General features: G+C 71.0%; 17 protein-coding genes and 1 pseudogene. 10 read left to right on the top strand and 8 right to left on the bottom strand.

Annotation, left to right across the window (positions count from 1 at the left end):
- Window positions 1-67 precede the first annotated feature (67 nt).
- Window positions 68-1,000, bottom strand: coding sequence for a ScbA/BarX family gamma-butyrolactone biosynthesis protein (locus NYZ98_RS17985; protein WP_262843957.1), 933 nt, complete (start codon window positions 998-1,000; stop codon window positions 68-70).
- A 93-nt stretch (window positions 1,001-1,093) separates the two neighbouring features.
- Here NYZ98_RS17985 and NYZ98_RS17990 point away from each other — a divergent pair, with 93 nt between their 5' ends.
- The gene (locus NYZ98_RS17990) at window positions 1,094-1,702 is read left to right on the top strand and encodes a ScbR family autoregulator-binding transcription factor (RefSeq protein WP_262843958.1); all 609 of its coding nucleotides are present in this window, start codon (window positions 1,094-1,096) and stop codon (window positions 1,700-1,702) included.
- On the opposite strand, the gene NYZ98_RS17995 is transcribed toward NYZ98_RS17990, so the two are convergent.
- Window positions 1,699-2,460, bottom strand: a complete 762-nt coding sequence (locus tag NYZ98_RS17995; protein WP_262843959.1) for a glucose 1-dehydrogenase — start codon at window positions 2,458-2,460, stop codon at window positions 1,699-1,701. The genes NYZ98_RS17990 and NYZ98_RS17995 overlap by 4 nt on opposite strands.
- Here NYZ98_RS17995 and NYZ98_RS41540 point away from each other — a divergent pair.
- Window positions 2,448-2,555: a glutathione S-transferase N-terminal domain-containing protein gene (locus NYZ98_RS41540; RefSeq protein ID WP_380707542.1), complete on the top strand. Its 108-nt coding sequence runs from the start codon at window positions 2,448-2,450 to the stop codon at window positions 2,553-2,555. The genes NYZ98_RS17995 and NYZ98_RS41540 overlap by 13 nt on opposite strands.
- 12 nt (window positions 2,556-2,567) lie before the next feature.
- Here the strand turns inward: NYZ98_RS41540 and NYZ98_RS18000 are convergent, their stop codons facing one another.
- Together NYZ98_RS18000 and NYZ98_RS18005 are read right to left on the bottom strand one after the other, a co-directional pair.
- On the bottom strand, window positions 2,568-4,217 hold the full coding sequence (locus tag NYZ98_RS18000; RefSeq protein WP_262843960.1) for an FAD-dependent oxidoreductase: 1,650 nt from the start codon (window positions 4,215-4,217) through the stop codon (window positions 2,568-2,570).
- Entirely contained in the window at window positions 4,214-4,486 is a 273-nt protein-coding gene (locus tag NYZ98_RS18005) for a UBP-type zinc finger domain-containing protein (protein ID WP_262843961.1), read from the bottom strand. Before NYZ98_RS18005 ends, NYZ98_RS18000 begins: the two co-directional genes overlap by 4 nt.
- Before the next feature lie 200 nt (window positions 4,487-4,686).
- On the opposite strand from NYZ98_RS18005, the gene NYZ98_RS18010 reads away from it, so the two are divergent.
- Window positions 4,687-6,186 carry a sensor histidine kinase gene (locus NYZ98_RS18010; protein WP_262843962.1) on the top strand — a complete coding sequence of 500 codons (1,500 nt, stop codon included), beginning with the start codon at window positions 4,687-4,689 and terminating at the stop codon, window positions 6,184-6,186.
- A gap of 10 nt (window positions 6,187-6,196) precedes the next feature.
- Here NYZ98_RS18010 and NYZ98_RS18015 read toward each other — a convergent pair.
- The 4 genes and pseudogenes from NYZ98_RS18015 to NYZ98_RS18030 form a co-directional block, all read right to left on the bottom strand.
- Window positions 6,197-7,291 (bottom strand): annotated as a pseudogene (locus NYZ98_RS18015) (low temperature requirement protein A); the annotation flags it as partial.
- A gap of 100 nt (window positions 7,292-7,391) precedes the next feature.
- Entirely contained in the window at window positions 7,392-8,087 is a 696-nt protein-coding gene (locus NYZ98_RS18020) for an SDR family oxidoreductase (protein WP_262843963.1), read from the bottom strand.
- Between the two features lie 6 nt (window positions 8,088-8,093).
- A complete protein-coding gene (locus NYZ98_RS18025) occupies window positions 8,094-9,548 on the bottom strand; it encodes a GMC oxidoreductase (protein WP_262843964.1) in 1,455 nt (484 codons plus the stop codon).
- Entirely contained in the window at window positions 9,535-10,575 is a 1,041-nt protein-coding gene (locus NYZ98_RS18030; protein WP_262843965.1) for an ankyrin repeat domain-containing protein, read from the bottom strand. Before NYZ98_RS18030 ends, NYZ98_RS18025 begins: the two co-directional genes overlap by 14 nt.
- Before the next feature lie 272 nt (window positions 10,576-10,847).
- On the opposite strand from NYZ98_RS18030, the gene NYZ98_RS18035 reads away from it, so the two are divergent.
- From NYZ98_RS18035 to glgX, 7 genes are read left to right on the top strand one after another with little or no spacing between them, the layout of a single operon-like run.
- Window positions 10,848-11,558, top strand: coding sequence for an EthD domain-containing protein (locus NYZ98_RS18035; protein ID WP_262843966.1), 711 nt, complete (start codon window positions 10,848-10,850; stop codon window positions 11,556-11,558).
- On the top strand, window positions 11,555-12,379 hold the full coding sequence (locus NYZ98_RS18040; RefSeq protein WP_262843967.1) for a type 1 glutamine amidotransferase domain-containing protein: 825 nt from the start codon (window positions 11,555-11,557) through the stop codon (window positions 12,377-12,379). The genes NYZ98_RS18035 and NYZ98_RS18040 overlap by 4 nt, the downstream gene beginning before the upstream one ends.
- Window positions 12,380-12,386: 7 nt before the next feature.
- Window positions 12,387-14,012: a thiamine pyrophosphate-binding protein gene (locus NYZ98_RS18045; protein ID WP_262843968.1), complete on the top strand. Its 1,626-nt coding sequence runs from the start codon at window positions 12,387-12,389 to the stop codon at window positions 14,010-14,012.
- 3 nt (window positions 14,013-14,015) lie between these two features.
- The gene (locus tag NYZ98_RS18050) at window positions 14,016-14,651 is read left to right on the top strand and encodes a DJ-1/PfpI family protein (protein WP_262843969.1); all 636 of its coding nucleotides are present in this window, start codon (window positions 14,016-14,018) and stop codon (window positions 14,649-14,651) included.
- Window positions 14,648-16,456 carry an AGE family epimerase/isomerase gene (locus NYZ98_RS18055; RefSeq protein ID WP_262843970.1) on the top strand — a complete coding sequence of 603 codons (1,809 nt, stop codon included), beginning with the start codon at window positions 14,648-14,650 and terminating at the stop codon, window positions 16,454-16,456. Before NYZ98_RS18050 ends, NYZ98_RS18055 begins: the two co-directional genes overlap by 4 nt.
- Window positions 16,453-16,794 carry an STAS domain-containing protein gene (locus NYZ98_RS18060; protein WP_262843971.1) on the top strand — a complete coding sequence of 114 codons (342 nt, stop codon included), beginning with the start codon at window positions 16,453-16,455 and terminating at the stop codon, window positions 16,792-16,794. The genes NYZ98_RS18055 and NYZ98_RS18060 overlap by 4 nt, the downstream gene beginning before the upstream one ends.
- The gene (glgX, locus tag NYZ98_RS18065; protein WP_262843972.1) at window positions 16,791-18,884 is read left to right on the top strand and encodes a glycogen debranching protein GlgX; all 2,094 of its coding nucleotides are present in this window, start codon (window positions 16,791-16,793) and stop codon (window positions 18,882-18,884) included. The genes NYZ98_RS18060 and glgX overlap by 4 nt, the downstream gene beginning before the upstream one ends.
- Window positions 18,885-18,921 lie beyond the last annotated feature (37 nt).

Raw genomic sequence — 18,921 nt, forward strand, 5'->3', positions numbered from 1 at the left:
GGGGGATCGGGTCGCGCGAGGCACCGGCCGGGTCGCGCGAGGTCCCCGGCCGGAGCGGGCGCGGTCCTCAGCCGGTTCGCTGGGGCCGGGCGACGACCAGGCCGCTGCTCGCGGTCGTCCCGTACTGCTCGATGGTGACCCGCACCGGCACGTCGCCGCAGGCCAGCACCTCCTCGGGGTGCGCGCGGACGATCGCGGGGTCTCTGAGCTCCACGTACCGGTTGAAGGACGCGTACAGCTTCGCGGGGGTGACGGGGGCGGGCTGCACGAGCAGCATGGCCGCCTGCCGCATGGCCTCCATCAGGGCCATCCCGGGAACGTGGTCGACCGTGTGGTCGAACAGCACCGGGTGGGCGGGGTCCACCCGGAGCAGCCACGCGTCGTCCAGGCCGGCCGGGCCGAGCACGACGTCCTCGGGACGGTCGCGGCCGACGAGCGCGGGGGCCACCGGTTCGGGGAGGGGGGCGGGCGGGCCGCCGGGCCGGGCGGCGGCGCGCAACCGGTCGTAGGCGGCCCGGGACACGCAGTCGAAGGCCCCCTCGCCCATGCCCACGAGTCGCCCGTCCCGGTAGAGGTCGACGTGGGCGCGCAGCCCCGCGAGGTTCCTGCCCCGGTGGCGCACCTGGCTGCGGGTGAACCGGAGCACCAGGTTGGTGGGGCCGGTTCCGATGGTCAGGTCGCCGAGGTCGGCCTCGTAGGAGAGCTCCCACAACAGGAACTGGTGGTCGAGCGGGCAGCCCAGCTCGGCGTGGCTCACGACCAGCCCGGCCTGGCGGATGGTCTCGGCGATGAGCAGCGGATCGTGGCGCCCGCCGACCGGCCGGTGGAAACTGTGCGTCCTCGGCCACTGGGCCGCGAGGATGGTGGTCTTCTCGTCGAAGGGCCGCCAGCCGGTGATCATCACCTCGGAGACCGCCGCGCGGTGGACAAGGTGGCGGGAGACCGGCTGCTCGAACAGCGCGGGTCCGGCGGTCACATCGAGTTCTTGGTGCATGGTCATGGTCGTTACCTCTTTGCAGTACCTGCCTGCTAGGCGGCCCAAGGGGATAGAATACCGACCGAGCGGTTTCTTTTAGGAGGAGCTTCGTACGTCATGGCGAAACAGGCGCGTGCGGTCGCGACCCGGCAGCGGGTCCTGGAGGGTGCGGCGGAGGTCTTCGAGGAGTACGGCTACGCCGCGACGACCATGGCCCAGATCCTGGAGCGCTGCGGGGTGACGAAGGGGGCGCTGTACTTCCACTTCGGTTCGAAGGAGAAGCTGGCGAGGGCGATCCTGGACGCCGACGAGAAGCTCCTGGCGACCCTGGTGTCCGGAGACCGCTCACCTCTCCAGGTCGTCATCGACGCCAGCCACGGCTTCGCCAGGGAGCTTCAGACGAACGTCATCGCCAGGGCGAGCGTGCGGTTGGCGATCGAGCACGGCACCTTTTCAAGGGTTGAGTTCACCACCCACGTGATGTGGCAGGAAGGGACCAGGGAACTCCTGGCCCGGGCGCGGCGGCAGGGCGACCTGCTGCCGGATATCGACATCGACGCGGTGGCCGAGACCGTGGTCGCGGCGTTCACGGGGGCTCAGATCGTGTCGCAGGCGGTGTCCGGCCGGCGTGATCTGCGGCAAAGGCTCACGAACTTCTGGAAACTGGTGTTGCCGGGGATCGTGCCGGGTGATCAGATCAGGCGGTTCGATCCCGCGGGCGGCTAGACCAGGGTGTAGCCGCCGTCCACCGGCAGGGTCACGCCGGTCACGAAGGACGCGCGGTCGCTCAGCAGCCACGCGGCGGCTTCGGCGATCTCCTCGGGTTCGGCGGTCCGGCCCTGCGGGGTGGCCGCGTGCAGGAGGTCCTCGATTCCCGGCCGCAGGGCGAACCAGGCCTCGATCATCTCCGACCTGGTCGTTCCCGGGGCGATGGCGTTGACCCGGATGCCGTGCGCGGCGTACTCGGCGGCGGCGGCCCGGGTCAGGCCGACGACCGCGTGCTTCGATATGACGTAGGGCGCCGCCACGGGGGTCGCGACCAGGCCGCCGACGCTGCTGGTGTTCACGATCGCGCCGCCGCCGCCGGACAGCATCTGGGCGATCTCGCGGCGCGTGCAGTTCCAGACGCCGCGCAGGTTGACGTCGACGATCGCGTCGAAGACCGTGTCGTCCATCAGGTGCATGGGCGACTGCTCGGCCCCGAGGCCCGCGTTGTTGAAGGCCACGTCGAGCCGCCCGAAGTTCTGGACGGCGGTGGAGACGGCCCGGTCGACGTCGGCGGGCCGGGTCACGTCGGTGACCGCGTAGGCGGCCTCGAACCCCTTTCCCGTCAATTCATCGACCAAGTCGCTCAATTCCCGTTCCCGTCGTGACGCGAGTACCACTGCGGCGCCTTCGCGGGTGAATACCCGCGCCGCCGCGGCTCCGATGCCGCTGCTTGCCCCGGTGATAAGGGCAACCTTTCCTGCTAATGTACCCCACATGTCCTTATTGTCGCCGCGTCCGCTGCTGTCTGCAATGGCATGGAATGTGTAAATCATGTGAATTCTGGAATGGCATCGAATATATTGGGATATAGCTTTTTATGGGGTTATGTACTGGCGCGATAACGGTGCACGAGGGCCACCGCCATGGCGCCCTCGCCCACCCCGGACGCCACCCGCTTGACCGAGCGGGCGCGCACGTCGCCCGCCGCGAAGACCCCGGGCACGCTGGTCTCCAGCAGGTAGGGCTCGCGTTCCAGGTCCCAGCTCGCCGGCGGCACGTCGGTCCCGGTCAGGACGAACCCGTGGTCGTCACGTTCCACGGCGCCGTCCAGCCAGGCGGTCCTCGGCCGGGCGCCGATGAAGGTGAACACGAAGCCGGCCGGCTCCTCGGTGGTCTCCCCGGTCGCCACGTCGGCCAGGGTGATGGTCTCCAGGCGGTCGACGCCGGACAGCGCCACGACCCGGGTGCCGGTGCGCACCTCGATCGAGGGCGTCCTGCGGATCTCGTCCACGAGGTACTGCGACATCCCCGCCTCCAGGGAACCGGCCCTGATCAGCATGGTGACCCTGCTGGCGAACCGGGCGAAGTGCATGGCCGCCTGCCCCGCCGAGTTGGCGCCCCCGATGACGTAAACGTGCTGGGCGACGCACGACTGGCTCTCGGTCGTGGCGGCGCCGTAGTAGAGCCCCGCGCCGGCGAAACGGTCGGCGCCGGGGACGTCGAGGCGGTTGTAGGAGACGCCCATGGACAACAGGACGATCTCCGCGCTGATCTCGCCGCCGTCGGCCAGCGTGATGATCCGCGCCGGGTCGGCCCGGCGCAGGCCCGTCACCTCCACGGGGTACAGCAGCTCCGCCCCGAAGCGGCGGACCTGCGAGACCGCCCGCCGGGCCAGATCGCGCCCGGAGAGCCCCGCGGGGAAGCCCAGGTAGTTCTCGATCAGGCTGGAGGTGCCCGCCTGCCCGCCGGGGACGTCGGAGTCGACCAGCAGGGTGGACAGCCCCTCCGAGGCGGAGTACACACCGGCCGCCAGCCCCGCGGGGCCCGCGCCGATGATGACGGTCTCGTAGTGCGGGCGGGAGGCCGTCGCGGACAGGCCGAGGCGCTCGGCGAGCCGCGCGCTGGTCGGCGCCGACAGGTGGTCCCCCTCGGGGAACAGCACCAGCGGCAGGGAGTCCCCGAGGCCCTCGGCCAAAAGCCGCGCCTCGGGGTCGGTGCCGACGTCCAGGAACCGGAACGGCTGCTCGTTGCGGGTGAGGAAGTCGCGCACCGCGTGGGTCGCCGGGGAGACCGGGAACCCGACGACCTTGATGCCCTGGTAGGCGGGCCGGTAGGCGGCCAGCCAGTCGGACAGCAGGTCGTCGAGCACCGGGAACAGGCGCTCCTCGGGCGGGTCCCACGGCTTCATCAGGTAGTGGTGCAGGCGGACGCGGTTGATGGCGGTGATCGCCGCGTCGGTGTCGGCGTAGGCGGTGAGGAGCACGCGCCGGGCGTCGGGGAACCGTGCCCCGGCCTCCAGCAGGAACTCCACCCCGGTCATCTCCGGCATCCGCTGGTCGGCCATGAACAGCGCCGGCTCGTCACCTCGGTCGTCGAGCGCGTCCAGGATGTCCAGCGCCTCCTTGCCCGACGAGGCGCCGAGCACGCGGTAGCGGCCGGAGTAGGCGGTGCGCAGGTCACGCCGCACCGCCCTCAGGACCTGCGGGTCGTCGTCGACGGTGAGGATCACCGGGCGGCCGGTCTCGTCGGTCACTGGTCGATGACCTCCTCGTCCAGGTAGCACCACGCCCAGCTCTCGCCGGGCTCCGCGGAACCGGCGACCGGATGGCCGGTGGCGCGGTGGTGCTTGGTGGCGTGCCGGCCTCGGGAGGAGTCACAGCATCCGACGTGCCCGCAGCTCAGGCACTCTCGGAGGTGGACCCATCGCTGGCCCAGCGCGAGGCACTCCTGGCACCCCTCGGATGTGGCCACCACCTGGCGGATCTGGGCGACGTGCGAGCATTGGGCCACGGCGGCCTCCATGTTCGGGAACTACACAGGCCAAGTGATCCACACGATAGGCACGACGCGCCGGATGCGGATGCGGACCTGATTTAGTCCGGCGAATCCAGGCCGCCCCGAACCCCTGGCACGGCACACCCGACAAAGTGTCGCCGGGTCCTTTGACCGCCCGCGCGGCCGGTGCCACGCTCCCTTTCACCCGGCGTGAGAGGAGCCGATCCATGGGCGACACGAGCGTGCTCGCGGGGGAGTTGCGGGCGCATCCGCTCTTCCACGGGCTCAAGGACGACGAGTACGGCTGGCTGTCGGCGGCGGCGCGATCCCGCGAGCTCGACGACGGCGAGGTGCTGTTCACCGAGGGGACCCCGGCGAGGTTCTTCGTCGTGCTCCTGGAAGGGGAGCTGCTCATATCCAAGGTCGTGGACGACAGGGAGGAGGTGCTCGCCCGGCACTCCACCCGGCCCGGCGCCGAGACCCGCGCCTCTCTGGCCCACACCTTCACCGGCGAGCTGTGCGTGCTGGCCGGCGACGCCTACCTCGCGACCGCCACCTCGGTCGGCCACAGCCGCGTCGCGCTGTACGAGCGCGACTCCTTCCTGCAGATGCTGGTGCGCACGCCGAGGGTGTCGGAGCTGGTCATCCCCGTGCTCGCCCTGCGCGCGCAGGACATGATCGTGAGCGCGGGCCGCCGGTCCACGCTGGCCTCGCTCGGGACGCTCGCGGCGGGCATCGCCCACGAGCTCAACAACCCCGTCGCGGCCGTCACCCGCGCCATCGGCGAGCTCGACGACGCCGTGGCCGAGCTGGAGGAGGCGGCCGGCGCCTGGGGCCGAACGGGGACAGAATCGGAGCGCGCGGCCGTCCACGCCGCCCAGCGCGACTGGCTGGCCCGCCCGCGCGGCTCGGGCCCCGGCGACGCGCTCGGCATGAGCCGGCTGGAGGAGAGCCTGCAGGACTGGGCCGAGGACCACGGGCTCGACGACGGGGCCTGCCTGGCCGAGCTGCTGGCCGAGCGGGGCGCGGACGTGGCCTGGCTCACCGACCTCGCGGGGCGGCTGCGCGAGGACCACCTGCCCGCCGCCCTGCGCTACCTGTCGGAGAGCCTGCGGGTCCGCTCGTCGGCCGTCGACGTGCGCGAGGCGGGGACGCGGGTCTCGGCGATCGTGCGCAACACCAAGGAGTACACCAACCTCGACCGGGCGCCGGAGTCCGACGTCGACGTCCGCGAGGGCCTGGAGGCCACCCTGGCGATGCTCCGCCCTCAGCTCGCCGGCATCACCGTCGTGCGCGACTACGCCACGCCGCTGCCCCGCATCCCCGGCTACCCGACCGAGCTCAACCAGGTGTGGACCAATTTGATCGACAACGCGGCGGGCGCGATGGCGGGCGGCGGGCGGCTGCGGATCAGCGCGCGCGGCGAGGGCACCTGCGTCGTGGTCGAGATCGCCGACACCGGCCCAGGGATCGACCCCGCGGTGCTGCCGCGCGTGTTCGAGCCGTTCTTCACGACCAAGGACATCGGCTCGGGCACCGGGCTCGGCCTGCACCTCACCCACCGCATCGTGACCAGGCGCCACCGCGGGTCGATCACGGTGCGCTCGTGCCCGGGGGACACCCGCTTCCTGGTGCGGCTGCCCGGGCGGGCGGCGGATGAGCCGGCGCCGGACGCGGATCCGCGAGCGGTTCCCGTCGCGGCCGGTAGCGGATCTCCGCCCAGGTGAGCAGGGTGAGGACGGCGGCGAGGGCGGCGGTCACGGTGAGCGCGGACAGGCCGCCCGACTCCGCGCCGAGCGCCAGCGCGCTGAACGCGGCCGTGACGCGGGCGGTCAGCAGCCGCCCGCTGAGCGGGCGCCGGATCACCAGGTGCGCGGCCGTGGTCGCGAGCAGGAAGGCGGCGGCCCCGCCGGACAGGGCGAGGCCCGCGCCGGCGGGCAGATGCGCGTCGGAGGCGTGCTCGATGAGGACCTCAGAGCCGACGGCGGTGGAGGCCAGCCCGGCGAAGATGAGCAGGTGGCCGTAGCCGTAGGCGAACCCGCGCACGAGCGTCGAGCGCCCGCTGGTCAGCGCGTCGATGATGACACGGTGGTCGACGTGCTCGAAGTAGACCCACCACAGGCACGCGGCGATCACGAACGCGAAGAACGCGACGGGGAACGCGGCCGGGGTCCAGCCGGTGCCCCGCGCCCCCCAGGCGACCGCGAGCACCGACTCGCCGAGCACGATGAGGGTGAAAAGGCCGAGCCGTTCGGGCAGGTGGGAGGCGTGCGCGGGCGGCGCGGACACCGTCAGGTAGGCGAGGAACGGCGTGGCGATCTCGACCGCCAGCGCCAGCCCCCACAGGCCGAGGTGCCAGGGCGCGGGGACGGCCACCGAGACCAGCCACAGCACCCCGCCGCCGCCGAACCCCGCCACGTAGATGCCGCAGAGCTGGCGGAGCGCCGCGTTCTCCGGCGCGGAGCGGCGGGCGTACGCGTACAGGCCGACCAGGATGGCCTGGAGCCCGGCGTTGGCCAGCGCGAAGCCCCGCGGACCGCCGAGACCGGCCCCGGTCGAGGGGCCGGTCGCGACGCCGATCGTCCCGGCGAGCGTCAGGGAGCCGAACATGCCGGCCAGCAGGGCGATCCTGAAGACCGTCGCGTCGCTCTCGAACAGGTCGGCGTAGTAGGCGAAGCTCATCCACACCCACCACACCGGGACGAAGAGCGCGAGGAACACCAGGAACCCGTGCGCGGTCAGGTCGCCGCGCAGCATGCGGGCCAGTTCGGAGACCGCGACGACGAAGACCAGGTCGAAGAACAACTCCAGCCACGACGCGTGCGTCTCCATGGTGGCGCCCGAGAGATGCCTGAGCCTGGGTGTGCGGGCGGTGCTCACAGACCTCCTACGGGAGAACGAGCCCGCCGGGCCGGCGGGCTCGGCGGGCTTCCTACAGGACCAGTTCGGCGGGTACGTGCCCGGCGGGCATGTCGATCACACGCAGGACCGCTCCGGCCACGTCCTCGGGACGGAGCATCGAGGACGACGGGGCCCAGGAACGCGCCCAGTCGGCCATCGGCGTGTCGACGAGCCCCGGGCAGATCGCGCACGCGGCCACGCCCTCCCCGCGCAGCTCCTGGTGCAGGGCCGCGGTGAAGCCGACGACGCCGAACTTCGCCGCGCAGTACAGGGAGAACCCCGGGTCGGCCCGCTTGCCCGAGACCGAGGCGATGTTGGCGATCACCGGCCGCCCTCCGCGCGAGGCCTTGCGCAGGTACGGCAGGGCCGCCTGGCAGAACAGGATCGTGGCGCGCAGGTCGACGTCCAGCACCTCGGCCACGGTGGCCTCGCTGTAGGAGTCCAGCGGCCCGGCCGCCAGCACGCCCGCGCTGTTGACCAGCACGTCGAGCCGGCCCCAGCGCTGGATGTGCGAGGCGACCGCGGTCTGGGCGGCGCCTGGGTCGGCGACGTCGGCGACGACGGTGTGGGTGCCCGACCCGAGCCGGCCCCCGGCCCTGGCGAGCCTCGCGGGGTCGCGGCCGAGCACCGTCACCGCGTACCCGCGCGCGGCCAGCGCCGCGGCGACGGCCAGGCCGATGCCGCTGGAGCCTCCGGTGACCAGGGCCGCCTGCGTTGGTGAGCTCATCGGTGCCTATCCCTCCACGATGTCGGGGACGATCGAGGCCATGGCCCGCTCGGCGAGCGCGCCGATGGTGAGCGCCGGGTTGGTGCACGCGGCGCTGCCGCCGGGCACCAGGGCGCCGTCGACGACGTACAGCCCGGGGTAGCCGTTGACCCTGCCGTACTCGTCGGTCGCCATGCCGAGGGGGACGCCGCCGCAGGGGTGGCCGGTGGTGCCGGGGTCGATGGCCTCGACCTTGCCGGTGCCGAGGCGTTCGAACGTCGAGCGGGCGCCGTCGGCGATGACGGTGACCTCGGGGTCGCCGGAGGGCCAGGTGAGGCTCACCGAGTCGGTGCGGCCGTCGTAGCCGAACGTGCCCTTGGGCGGGCCGAGGCCCATGCCGATGAGGCCCATGAAGCCCTCGGGCATGCCGGCCTGCGGCACGGGCATGGCGGCCATCGCGATGGGCGCCACCGGGTTGTCCAGGTCCTCCAGTACGGCGCCGGCCGGGCCGCCCTCGCTCGGCCCGGTCGGCGGCAGGCCGCTCCGGATGATCACCAGATCGCCGTTGGCGCCCCATCGGGTGCCGACGGACTCGGCCAGCTTGGGAAGCGCGCCGGTCTCGCGGGCGCGCACCAGCAGCTTGCTGGTGCCCACCGAGCCGGCGGCGAGGAAGAGGTGGCGGGTGTGGAACTCGCGCCGCGCCAGCACCCTGCCGTTGTCGTCGATCTCGTTGAAGGCCACCACGTAGCCGGTGCCGTTCTCGCGCACGTCGGTGACGACGTGCAGCGGCAGCACCTCGACGTGGCCGGTGGCCTCCGCCCGCGCCAGGTAGGTGCGGTCGAGGCTGCGCTTGGCGCCGCTGTTGGAGCCGTACCAGATCTCGCCGGCGATCAGCGAGGGGGGAATGGTGCCGGCGAGCTCGGCGCGGATGACGTCCCAGTCGAGGCCGAGCTCGAACAGCCGGGCCGGGATGCCGGCGGCGCCGGCCTCCTCCAGCAGGACCCGCTGGCCCCGGTAGTGCTCGTGGGCCAGCACGTCGGCGGGCATCTCGGCCACGCCCACGGCCTCGCGGACCTTGGGCCACCACACGTCGTCCAGCTCGTCGTAGTCGAGCCAGGCGGGGAACGCGCGGGCGAACAGGTCGCGCCTCGGCTGGTACAGGACGGTGTTGTACACCAGCGAGCCGCCGCCCACGCCGACGCCGGTGAGCACGTCGACGCCGTTGCCCTTGACGCGTTCGAGCACCCCCGCGTACACGTCGATCGGCAGGCCCTCCTGGGCGGGGGCCACGGTGACCGGGCTGAGCCACGCGGCCCGCCCGTCGGGGGCGCCGTAGGTGGCGAAGGTGTCGTGGGCGTCGGTGACCGGCCAGCGGCGCCCGCGCTCCAGGACGACGGTCTGGACGCCGGCCTCTCCGAGCCGCAGGGCGGCGACGGCGCCGCCGAACCCGCTGCCGACGACGAGTGCCTCAGTTTCGATCATTGTCGCCTCCCGCGATGAGCAGGGTCACTTCGTGGTCTGCGCCCAGGACCTCTTCGGCGAGGTCACGGGGGGTCTTGCCGTCGTGCCCGACCAGGTCGAGCGGCGCGCCCGCCTGGACGAGGAGCCGCGCGCATTCGGCGTAGCCGTGCCACAGCGAGTCGTGCAGCGGGCTGTAGCCGTTGGTCGCGCCCTGGAACCCGAGGTCGATGCCGGGGCGGGTGACGAGCAGCCGGGTGATCTCGACGTGCCCGTTGTAGACCGCCTTGTGCAGCGGGACGGCGCCGAAGGTGGGCTCGACGGCGTTGACGTCGGCCCCGGCGGACAGGAGCGCCTCGACGATCTCGGTGTGCCCGTCGCGGCACGCCACCAGCAGGGCGGTGTGCGCGTCGTTGAACCCGTTGACTAGCGGCCAGCGCAGGTCGACGGGGAACCCGGAGCCGAGCAGCGCGCGCACGGCGGCCACGTCGCCCGAGGTGACGGCGTTCATCAGCGCGTGTCCGTGCGCCGCCGCCTCGTCGGCCTCCTCGCGGGCGCGGAGCAGCTTGTCGGACTCGACGAGCCGTTCCTTGCCGAAGGTGTTGACGTTGAGCTCGTAGTCGAAGTGCTCCTTCAGCGAGAAGCCGTAGTGCGTGGACAGGTTCAGGCCCGCGCCGTGGCCGAGCAGCACGTCGACGATCTCGGGCCACTTGAACCACAGGGCGTCCATGAGCGGGGTGTGGCCGGTGGTCGCGGCCACCGCGTCCACGAAGGCGCCGGCGTCGAGCAGGGCGCGGACCACCTCGGCGCTGCCGCCCTGGCAGGCCTTGTGCACGGCGGTCGCGCCGGCGCCGGTGTCGGTGGTGAGGACGTCGGCGCCCGCGGCGAGCAGTGCTCGCACCGCGGGCGCGTCGGCCAGGCCTGCGGCGATCATCAGAACGGTGAGTCCGGTGTCGGGGTCGCGTTCGGAGGGATCGGCGCCGGCCTGGAGGAGGGCGTGGATCTCGTCCATGGCACCGCGGCGTACCGCGGCGGTCAGCTCGCCTTTCATGTGCCACCTTTCGGTAAGGCATCCGTTGAGGTGGACAGTAGGGCCGGCCGCTCCCGGTCGCCATAAGGGCGCCTTTTTCGCCGGGCACTTTGTCAGTTGGGCGATCGCCCGGAGCGCCCCGAGGATAAACCGATATTTCGGGAATACCACGCGACTTGACTTAAATGACGGTTTTTAGGGGCGAAGTCGAGAAGTCGCGACATGTCCTTTGACGCTCCCCGATTTACGCTGCGATGCTCAATTCCAAGATCCTCTCCGGCAAAGGAGATTCCATGATCCATCAGTACATCCTGGCGGCCCCCAAGCCGGGCATGACCCCCGAGGAGTTCCAGGACTACTGGGTGCACGTCCACGCGGTGAAGTTCGCCGCCAAGATCCCGCAGATCCGGCGCTACCTCATCGACTCGCGGGTGCCCTTCGACGGCGACCTCGGCCGGCCGTCGCTCCCGCACCAGGGGATCGCGGAGATCTGGCTCGCCAACGAGGAGGAGCAGCTCGCCTCCCTGCAGACCGAGGAGTTCCTCCAGGGGGCCAGGCTCGACGAGCCCAACTGGGCCGCCTTCTGGATGACCATCGTCCTGGACACCGACGCGCACGAGATCGTCCCGGGACCGCCGCTCACCGACACCTCCCCGTCCTGGGTCAAGATGACGACGCTGATCAAGCGCAGGCCCGGCCTGTCGCTCGGCGACCACCGCCGTCAGACCCTGGGGAACTACGCCCCCGAGGTCAGCGGGCTGCCCGGGCTGCGCCGCCACGTGCACGCCCACACCAGGGACGGCTACTACACCTTCGGCGAGGCGGCCTTCGACAGCGTCGAGCAGATCTGGTTCGACGACCTCGACGCCCTCCGCGAGGCGCTGGCCTCGCCCTACTACGCAGAAAGGGTGCGGCCGGCGCTCGACGCCGTCGCCGACCCCGCGCACGTGTTCTCGCTGACGGCCAGGGAGGACTGGATCATCGGCCCGCAGGAGAAGCCATGAGCAAGAAGATCCTTGTCGTTCTCTCCGAGCACGGTTACTGGGGCGAGGAACTGCTCGGCCCGCTGACGCAGTTCGACCAGCGGGGCTACGAGGTCGTCTTCGCCACCCCCACCGGCAAGCGCCCCTACGCGCTGCCGCCCAGCATGGACTCCGACTACGTCGACCCGCCGCTCGGCCGGGGCGTCACCTCGCCCGAGGTCGCCAAACTGACCCGCGAGCTGGACGAGTCGGGCCGGCTCGCCCAGCCCCTCGACATCTCCGGGTGGCTGCCCGAGCGCCCCTACACCGCCGACCCCGGCTACCTGCGCGGGCTGGAGGCCTACCACCGCGCGGTGGCCTCGGTCGAGACGCAGATCGAGGCCTACGACGCGATCCTGATCGTCGGCGGCAGCGGGCCGATCGTCGACCTGGCCAACAATGAGCGCGTGCACGCGCTGATCCTGTCCTTCCTGCGGGCCGGCAAGCCGGTCGCCGCCGAGTGCTACGGCGTGGCCTGTCTGGCCTTCGCCCGCGACTGGGAGGACCGCAAGAGCATCATCTGGGGCAAACACGTCACCGGCCACTGCAAGGAGTACGACTACAAGGACGGTACCGGCTTCCTCGGCACCGACTTCAACATGGGCCCGCCGCCGTACCCGCTGGAGTACATCCTGCGCGACGCCACCGGACCCGAGGGCCGCTACCACGGCAACTTCGGCAAGGAGACCTCGGTCATCGTCGACTACCCGTTCATCACGGGCCGCTCGACGCCCGACTCCTTCCTCACCGGACAGAAGATCGTCGAGGCACTCGAAGACGGCCTGCGCCGTTTCGGCTGGTGAGCAGGACGTGACCAGACGCGGCAACGAGGCGATCATCGAGCAGTTCCTCGCCGACGGCATCACGCACATGTTCGGGAACCCGGGCACGGTCGAGCAGGGTTTCCTCGACGCGCTGGAGAAGTACGACGACTTCCGCTACATCCTGACCCTGCAGGAGACGGTGGCGGTGGGCGTCGCCGACGGGTACGCCCGCGCCACCGGCGGCCCGGCGCTGGTCCAGCTGCACAGCGGGGTCGGCCTCGGCAACGGCATCGGCATGCTCTACCAGGCCAAGCGCGGCCACACGCCGCTGGTGGTCATCGCCGGCGAGTCCGGCGTCCGCTACGAGGCCATGGACGCCCAGATGGCGGCCGACCTGGTGGCCATGGCGCGGCCGGTCACCAAGCACGCCACCCGGGTCACCGACCCCTCGTCGGTGCTGCGCGTGCTGCGCCGCGCCGTCAAGATCGCCATGACGCCGCCGCGCGGCCCCGTGTTCGTGGCGCTCCCGCTGGACGTGCTCGACCGGCCCAACGACGAGCCGGCCCAGCCGTCCGTGATCCCGCACACCGCCTGCGCGCCGGTCCCCGAACTGGTCAGGTCGGCGGCGGCGCTGCTCGCGGGCGCCGAGAGCCCGCTGATCCTGATGGGCGACGGCATCGCCGCCTCCGGCGCCCAGGAGGAACTGACCCGCGTCGCCGAACTGCTCGGCGCCGACGTGTGGGGGGTGGAGCTGTCGGAGATGTGCATGGACGGCCGCCACCCCCTGTTCCGCGGCCAGCTCGGCCACATGTTCGGCGAGGTCAGCCGGGCCGTGGTGGAGAAGGCCGACGCGGTCCTGGTCGTCGGCACCTACCTGTTCCCCGAGGTCTTCCCCGACCTGGTCACGCCCTTCAGGCCGGACGCCCGCATCGTGCACATCGACCTGAACGCGTACGAGATCGCCAAGAACCACCCGGTGACGCTCGGCCTGATGGCCGACCCCAAGGCCACGCTGGCCGCGCTCGAAGGCGAGCTGGCCCGGTCGATGAGCCCCGGGGACCGGGACGCCGCCGCCCTGCGGCTACGGCGCGGCGCCGAACGGACCGGCGGCGGCACCGGCGACGACTCGCTGCTCGCCGCCTTCGCCCAGCGGCTCGCCGAGCGCGCGCCCGAGGACCTGATGGTCTTCGACGAGGGCCTGACCGCCGCCGGGGTCCTCGGCACCTACCTGCCGCCCCGGCTGCCCGGGCACTGGTTCCAGACCCGCGGCGGCTCGCTCGGCGTCGGGATCCCCGGCGCCATCGGCATCAAGCTCGCGCACCCGGGCAAGACCGTCGTCGCGTTCACCGGCGACGGCGGGAGCATGTACACCATCCAGGCGCTGGCCACCGCGGTGCGCGAGGGCGTCGGCGCCAAGTTCGTCGTCTGCAACAACCGCAGCTACCGGCTGCTCGACCTCAACATCGAGCAGTACTGGCGCGAACGGGACATCCCCCTGCACGCCTTCCCCCGCTCGTTCAACCTGGCCCACCCCGACCTCGGCTTCGTCGACATCGCCAAAGGCATGGGCGTCGAGGCGATGCGCGTCGAGAAGCACGGCCAGGTCGACGAGGCGGTCGAGCGGATGCTGCTGGACGACAGGCCCTTCCTCATCGACCTCGACACGGAGTAGCCCGTGGTCAACGCGCGCGTCGCGATCCTCATGGAGAGCGACTTCTACGAGCCCGAGATCTTCTACTACCAGCGCAGGTTCGCCGAGGAGGGCGTGACCCTCGACTTCCTGACCCGGCTCTGGGGCCAGGAGTCCATCACCTTCACCGGCCACGAGTACCGGGCGCCCTTCGCCGTCTCCAAGAGCCTGGAGCACGTCGACCCGGCCGGCTACGACGCGGTCATCGTGCCCTCGGGCATGGTGTCGGACCGGCTGCGCTACACCGAGGACGTCAACCGGCTCGCCCCCGCCACCGACTTCCTGCGCCGCGCCTTCGAACACCCCGCTGTCATCAAGGGGATCATCTGCCACGGCATGTGGCTGGCCTCCTCCATCCCGTACACCGTGCGGGGCCGCAAGATCGTCTGCCACAACAACCTGGTCGGCGACGTGCGGAACATGGGCGCCGAATACGTCGACGAGGACGTGGTCGTCGACGGCGACCTGGTGACCGGCCGGTCCGGCCAGCACTGCCACCTGTTCGCCAGGACCCTCGTCGAACTGCTCGCCCGCAAGGACCTCGCCCCGAACGGCCTGCTCTCCCAGATGGACCCGTCCTCGCAGAAGGACCTGGTCGCACAGAAGGGTGGAACCCCGTGAACTTCACCTTCTCCGACACGATCGCCGGTCAGGTCACCGCCTACGACAGGCAGGCCAAGACCGCCACCGTGTCCACCGCTGACGGCCGCCAGTTCGCCGTGTCGGTGGACGGCGAGCCGAGCGCCGAGCTGATGCGCAACCTCGGCGAGCCGTACACCGACGCCTCCGGGCAAATCGACGCGATGCTCACGCCCGGCCGGTTCCTGTTCGCCTACGGGGTCTTCTACCCCAAGGGCGAGGGCCAGATCTTCGACGCCAAGCGGATCATCTTCCTCGGCAGGCGCCCGGGCGACTTCCGCTTCGAGGAGTCCGGCTGGTGGATCCACCAGCTCGAGGAGATCGCCGCCTTCTACCGCAAGGCGCAGTTCGGCGACGGGCCGGTCGACTTCTCCGAGTACCGCACGCTGCTGCGGCTGGGCGGCGAGAAGACCGGCAGCCACGTGCAGGAGACCGACACGATCTCCCGGCTGGTGTACGGCATGGCGTCGGCGTACATGCTGACCGGTGACGACACCTACCTGGAGGTCGCCGAGCGGGGCACCGAGTACCTGCGGTCGCACCTGCGCTTCGTCGACACCGACGAGGACATCGTGTACTGGTACCACGGCCTGCGCAAGGACGGCGACATCGAGCGCAAGCTGTTCACCTCGGAGTTCTCCGACGACTACGACGCCATCCCGATGTACGAGCAGATCTACGCGCTCGCCGGCCCGATCCAGACCTACCGGGTCACCGGCGACCCGAGGATCAAGAGCGACGCGGACGCCACCCTGCGGCTGTTCGACCGGTTCTTCCTGGACCGCGAGGGCGGCGGCTACTTCTCGCACATCGACCCGATCCTGTTCAGCGCCGACCACGAGTCCCTGGGCGAGAACCGGGCCAGGAAGAACTGGAACTCGGTCGGCGACCACGCCCCCGCGTACCTCATCAACCTGTACCTGGCCACCGGCGACCCCGCCTACGCCAAGTTCCTGGAGTACACCTTCGACACCATCGTGGAGCACTTCCCCGACGACAAGAACAGCCCGTTCGTCCAGGAGCGCTTCCACCGGGACTGGTCGCACGACACCACGCACGGCTGGCAGCAGAACCGCGCCGTGGTCGGGCACAACCTCAAGATCGCGTGGAACCTCATGCGGATGAACTCGCTCAAGCCCAAAGCCGAGTACTCCGAACTGGCCGCGCACATCGGCGACATCATGCCCCCGATCGGCAGCGACCGGCAGCGCGGCGGCTGGTACGACGTCGTGGAGCGGGCCCGCCGCGAGGGCGAGGACCGCTACCGGTTCGTCTGGCACGACCGCAAGGCCTGGTGGCAGCAGGAGCAGGCGATCCTGGCCTACCTGATCCTCTTCGGCACCACCGGTCAGGAGCGCTTCCGCGACGAGGCGCGCGGCGCTGAGTCGTTCTACAACGCCTTCTTCCTCGACCACGACGAGGGGGCGGTGTACTTCAACGTGCTGGCCAGCGGCCTGCCGTACCTGCTCGGCACCGAGCGGTTCAAGGGCAGCCACTCGATGAGCATGTACCACTCGTCCGAGCTGTGCTACCTGTCCGCCGTCTACAACAACCTGCTCATCAACGGCAAGTCGCTGGACCTGTACTTCAAGCCCGACCCGGACGGCTTCGCCGGCCGCACCCTGCACGTCTCGCCCGACCTGCTGCCCCCCGGCTCCATCAGGATCGCCTCGGTGGAGATCGACGGCGAGCCGTACCAGGACTACGACGCCGAGGCCCTCACCGTCCACCTCCCCGAGGCGACCGGCCGGGTCAAGGTCAAGGTCAAAGTGGAGGCCACGCGATGAGCGTCAACGTCACCACGCGGAGCGCCGACGGGATCACCCTGGTGCGCCTCGACGGGGAGATCACCAGCAACAGCGCGCCCGGGGTGCAGGACCGCATCCTCCCGCTGGCCGGCGACACCGGGAGGCTGCTCATCGACTTCACCGGCGTGCCGTACGTGTCCAGCGCCGGGCTGCGGATGCTGCTGCTCCTCTACCGGCGGGCCCAGGCCGCCGACGCCAAGATCGTCCTGGTCGGCCTGTCGGAGGAGGTCAGATTCGTGATGTCGGCCACCGGGTTCCTCGACTTCTTCGAGATCGGCGACGACGCCGAGACCGCGATGGGCGGCGTACGGCCATGACCGCCGAACGCATCGACTCCTTCCCGACGCGGCAGATCGACGGGTACCGCGTCAGCCACGGCAGGCCCTTCCCCTACGGCGCGCACGTGGTGCCCGGCGGGGTCACCTTCTCGGTGTTCTCCGACCGCGCCACCTCCATGACGCTGGTGCTGTTCGAGCGCGGCGCGGACAAGCCGATGGAGGAGCTGCGGTTCCCCCCCGAGTACCGGATCGGGAGCGTCTTCGCGATGACCGTCTTCGGGCTCGACCCGGAGAACCTGGAGTACGGCTTCCGCGCCGACGGCCCGTACGACCCGGCCAAGGGCGACAGGTTCGACGCCGCCGGCATCCTCACCGACCCGCACGCCCGGCTGCTGTCCGGGCGCGACACCTGGGGGGTGCCGCCCGACTGGAGCAACCCCTACCAGTACCGGGCCGTGATCGCCCTGGAGGACTTCGACTGGGAGGACGACGCCCCGCTCGGCACCCCCACCGAGGAACTCGTCATCTACGAGACGCACGTCCGCGGCTTCACCCGGCACCCCTCCTCGGGGGTGTCGGCCCCGGGGACCTACGCCGGGCTCCGGGAGAAGATCCCCTACCTGCGGGAGCTCGGGGTCAACTGCGTCGAACTGATGCCGATCTTCGAGTTCGACGAGTTCGACAACTCGCGCGTCAACCCCGGCACCGGGGAGCGCCTGTACAACTACTGGGGCTACAACACCATCGGGTTCCTCGCCCCCAAGGCCGGGTACGCGGCCACCGGGCGGTACGGCATGCAGGCCGACGAGTTCAAGGCCCTGGTCAAGGACCTGCACAAGGCGGGCATCGAGGTCATCCTCGACGTGGTGTTCAACCACACCGCCGAAGGCAACGAGCAGGGGCCGACGATCTCCTTCAAGGGCCTGGACAACGCCACCTACTACATGCTCACCCCCGAGGGGTACTACTACAACTTCAGCGGCACCGGGAACACCGTCAACTGCAACCACCCCGTGGTGCGCGACTTCGTGCTCGCCTGCCTGCGCTACTGGGTGTCGGAGTACCACGTCGACGGGTTCCGCTTCGACCTGGCCGCGATCCTCGACCGCGGCCCCGACGGCAGCCCGCTGCCCAACCCGCCGCTGCTGGAACAGCTCGCCTACGACCCCATCCTGCGGCACAGCAAGCTCATCGCCGAGGCGTGGGACGCCGGAGGCCTGTACCAGGTCGGCCACTTCCCCAACTACGGCCGCTGGGCGGAGTGGAACGGCAAGTACCGCGACGTCGTGCGCAGGTTCGTCAAAGGAGACGAGGGCACCGTCGGGGAACTTGCCGCAAGGATCGTGGGCTCGCCCGACCTGTACGGCGGGCGCGGCCCCACCGCGTCGGTCAACTTCATCACCGCGCACGACGGCTTCACCCTCAACGACCTGGTGTCCTACAACGACAAGCGCAACGACGCCAACGGCGAGGGCAACGCCGACGGCGCCAACGACAACAACAGCTGGAACTGCGGCGCCGAGGGGCCGACCGACGACCCCGAGGTCAACGCGCTGCGGACGCGGCAGATGAAGAACGCCCTGGCCATCCTGCTCACCAGCCAGGGCGTCCCCATGCTGCTCGCCGGCGACGAGGTCGGCCGCACCCAGCTCGGCAACAACAACACCTACTGCCAGGACAACGAGCTGTCGTGGTTCGACTGGGACCTGGTCACGGCCAACGCCGAACTGCTCAGGTTCGCCCAGAGCATGATCGCGTTCCGGCGGGACCACCCGATCCTGCGGGAGGCCAGGCACCCGCTCGGCGTCGACTCCGCCGGGGTCGGCCTGCCGGACGTGAGCTGGCACGGCGTGCGGCCGTGGGAACCGGACTGGTCGCCGGGCAGCAGGCTGCTCGCGGTGATGCGCTGCGGGCGCGACGCCTCCGGCGGCAGGGACCACGTGTACGTGGCGATGAACTCCCACTGGGAGGGCCACGACCTGGAGCTGCCCGAACTCTCCGGCGGCGCCGTGTGGCGGGTCTTCGCCGACACCGCCGACCCCGGCGGCACCGCCGAGCGGCGGGTCGGCGGGCGGCGCCACCACATCGGGCCGCGCTCGGTCGTGATCCTCACCGGCTCCACCGCCTAGACCGGCGCGCACGACCCCACCGGCTCCGGTGAACGGA

It is taken from the genome of Sphaerisporangium corydalis (assembly GCF_025506355.1).
GTDB lineage: Bacteria > Actinomycetota > Actinomycetes > Streptosporangiales > Streptosporangiaceae > Sphaerisporangium > Sphaerisporangium corydalis.